A 3,186-nucleotide genomic window follows, 5' to 3' on the forward strand; every position below is an offset into this window, starting at 1 on the left:
CCTCTGCGTCTCCACCGCCCACGGCGCCCACACCGAGACGGCCAGCAGCCCCGTCATGAAGAGCGCGGCGCCGGCCCTGCGCAGCGCGCGCATGACGCCGGGCCACAGCAGATAGAACTGCTCCTCGGTGGCCAGCGACCAGGCGAAGTAGAAGATGACGCGCTTGTCCGCGGCCGGCGGAACGAACCAGTTGGACGTGTAGGTGAGGAAAGCCGGCAGGTTGGAGAAGAAGTCCCCGCGCACCACCGGATCCTTCTCGGAGACGAACACCAGCGCCGCGTACAGGCCGAGCACCGCGTAGTAGAGCGGGAAGATGCGCAGCGAGCGCCGGGCGTAGAAGCCCTTGAGCGAGATGTCCCCCGTCTTGTCCCGCTCGCGCAGCAGCAGCGTGGTGATGAGGAAGCCGCTGATGGCGAAGAAGAGCGAGACGCCCAGGTACAAGCGGCCCACCAGCCCCTCGTGCGTCTCCGCCACGTGGTAGAGCACCACCGACAGGATGGAGAAGGCGCGCAGCCCGTCCAGGGCTCCGAAGGTCTTCGTGTTCAGGAAGGCCTGATGCGGGGCGAGGGCGGAATCCATGTGCCCGTCCATTAGACACGGAGACGTCCCCACCGGGCTAGGGCGACCCGTGCCCGCCTGACCGCCCTCCTCCCATGCGGACCTCGGCCACGTGCGAGAAGAAGATGGGAATGCCCAGCACATAACGGCTGAAGAGCCGCTTGGGCTCCACCGCCAGCCGGAACAGCCACTCCATCCCCACCTGACGCATGACGACCGGCGCGCGCGGCACCTTGCCTCCCAGGTAGTCGAGGATGGCGCCTCCGTTGACGATCAGCACCGGGTGCTGGAGCGCCTCGCGCAGTTGGACCGACACGGCCTCCTGCTTCGGCATGCCCATGGCCATGATGATGAGGTCCGGCTTCGTCTCCACGGCCCGCTGGACGTACGTCTCCGGAGGATCGAACCCCTCCTGCTGCGCCACGATGGTCAGCCCCAGCGCCTCCAGCTTCGCCCGCGCGTTGTCCAACCACGGCGAGCGCGTGCCGAAGAGCGCCGCCTTGCGCCCCGCGTACCTGCCGGCGATGCGGGGGATGAAGTCCGTGCCGTTCAGGTTCAACCCATACGGCCGGTCGAATGCCTTGAGCCCCAACTTCACCCCGATGCCGTCTCGCAGCAGCAGGTCCGAGCGCAGCAGCCCCTCCAGCATGCTCGGCTGGTTCCAGCCCAGGTTCATGGCGTGCGCGTTGACGAAGGAGAGGATGAAGGGGCGCTCGGGCCGGGCCAGCTCGTCGAGCAGCGCCTCCTGCGCCGCCTCGTCGTGGATGATGCGGATGCGGTCCAGCAGCGAGATGAAGCTGCGCGCCCGTTCCTCGGACTTCGTGACCTGCTGGCTCTGCATGCGTCCCTCCCTCGGGCGCGGAGGATAGTGGAGCCGGTGAGGCATCGGAATGACTTCCACACCGGGTATTACGTGACCTCGCGGCCCGTGCGGAGTGTCCTCCATCAACGAGGGCCCGCCGTCCGTCCGCCACGTGGTGAACGCCTGGGGAAGACTTTCGGGCACCAGGTAACGGAGTCCCCGTGGCCAGTGTCTAGCTTCAGCGGTCCACGACGCATCGCACATTGCGCGGAGGACGGCACCTTATGCAGGAGCTTCACTTCCTTCCGGCCCACCGCCTCGCCGCCCTCGTGCGCGCTCGGGAGGTGTCGGCCCACGAGCTGCTGGAAGTCCACCTGGCCCAGGTAGCCCGGCACAACCCACGCCTCAACGCCGTGGTGACGCTCGACGAGGAGCGCGCCCGCGCCCGCGCCCGCGAGGCCGACGCGGCGCTCGCCCGCGGCGAGGTGTGGGGCCCGCTGCACGGCGTGCCGATGACCATCAAGGACTCCTTCATGACGGCCGGGGTGCGCACCACCAGCGGCTACCCCCGGCTGAAGGACCACGTGCCCACCCGCGACGCCACCGTGGTGGCGCGCCTGAAGGCCGCTGGCGCCATCCTCCTGGGCAAGACGAACCTGCCCACGCTGACGTTGGACCTGCAGACGAACGGGCCCCTCTTCGGCCGGGCCAGCAACCCGTGGGACGAGACACGCACCCCCGGCGGCAGCACCGGCGGAGGCGCCGCGGCCGTGGCCTCCGGCATGTCCCCCCTCGAGGTGGGCAGTGACCTGGCCGGCTCCATCCGCGTGCCCTCGCACTACTGCGGCGTCTTCGGCTTCAAGCCCACCGAGCACCGCGTCCCCATCTCCGGCCACATCCCCCCGCTGCCCGGCCGCCCCCGCGGCGTGCGCTACGAGGGCGCCGCCGGGCCACTCGCCCGCAGCGTGGAGGACCTGAAGCTGGGGCTGAAGCTGCTCGCGGGCCCGGATGACGAGGACTGGGACGTGCCTCCCGTCCCCGTGCGCGACGTGCCCCCGCGCGAGCTGAGCTCCTACCGCTTCGCCTGGACGGAGGACTTCGGCGGCATCCCCGTCTCGCGCGAGACGCGCGCCGCGCTGGAGAAGCTCGCCACCACCCTGGAGGGGCTCGGGTGCCGGGTGGAGCGGTGCGCCCCGCCGGGGCTCGACTACGAGGAGATGTGGGAGGTGTGGGGCCGCGTGCTCGGCGCGGAGCTCGGCTCCGAGATGGAGGCCATGGGGCGCTTCCTCTTCAGCGTGCGCTTCAAGGCCATGCGCGGCGATGCCATCCTCAACCGCGGCGTCGTTCGCGGGGTGAACAGCGAGATGAGCGAGTACATCGAGGCCCTCTCCCTGCACGACCGCATCACCGGACAGGTGGAGGCCTTCCTCTCGCAGTGGGACGCGTGGCTGTGCCCCACCGCCGTGGGCTCCGCCTTCACCCACCGCCCCAGTGGCGAGTGCCTCGACGTGGACGGGCAGGAGGTGCCCTACCTCACCGGCACCTGTGGCTTCACCGCCGCCTTCAACCTCACCGGCCACCCCGTGGTGGTGATGCCCGTGGCGCGGCTCGTGAACTCCCCCCTGCCCCTGGGCATCCAGGTGGTGGGCCGCAGGTGGCTCGACGAGGAGCTGCTCGCCCTGTGCGAGGCCCTCACGGACATCACCGGCCCCTTCCAGCGGCCCCCGGGGTACTGACCCGAGGGTCTCCCTCCCCGTCAATCCACCACGAGCCCCGGCTCGCCCTCACCGAGGGCCTCGAGCACCTGCTCCGCCGCCTTCTCGATG

General features: G+C 70.2%; 3 protein-coding genes. 1 reads left to right on the forward strand and 2 read right to left on the reverse strand.

Translation table 11 applies throughout. From position 1 onward, the window contains the following. A partial coding sequence (locus VF794_RS32875) for an acyltransferase (RefSeq protein WP_331117069.1) occupies positions 1-579 on the reverse strand: 579 nt, incomplete at its 3' end. Positions 580-616: 37 nt separating this feature from the next. Beyond that, the gene (locus tag VF794_RS32880; RefSeq protein ID WP_331117070.1) at positions 617-1,399 is read right to left on the reverse strand and encodes a WecB/TagA/CpsF family glycosyltransferase; all 783 of its coding nucleotides are present in this window, start codon (positions 1,397-1,399) and stop codon (positions 617-619) included. 245 nt (positions 1,400-1,644) lie between these two features. On the opposite strand from VF794_RS32880, the gene VF794_RS32885 reads away from it, so the two are divergent. Beyond that, positions 1,645-3,096 (forward strand): amidase, encoded by a 1,452-nt coding sequence (locus VF794_RS32885; RefSeq protein WP_331117071.1) that lies wholly within the window; start codon positions 1,645-1,647, stop codon positions 3,094-3,096. The last annotated feature ends 90 nt before the right edge of the window (positions 3,097-3,186 follow it).

Origin of the sequence: Archangium sp., from assembly GCF_036389735.1 — a bacterium.
Taxonomy (GTDB): domain Bacteria; phylum Myxococcota; class Myxococcia; order Myxococcales; family Myxococcaceae; genus Archangium.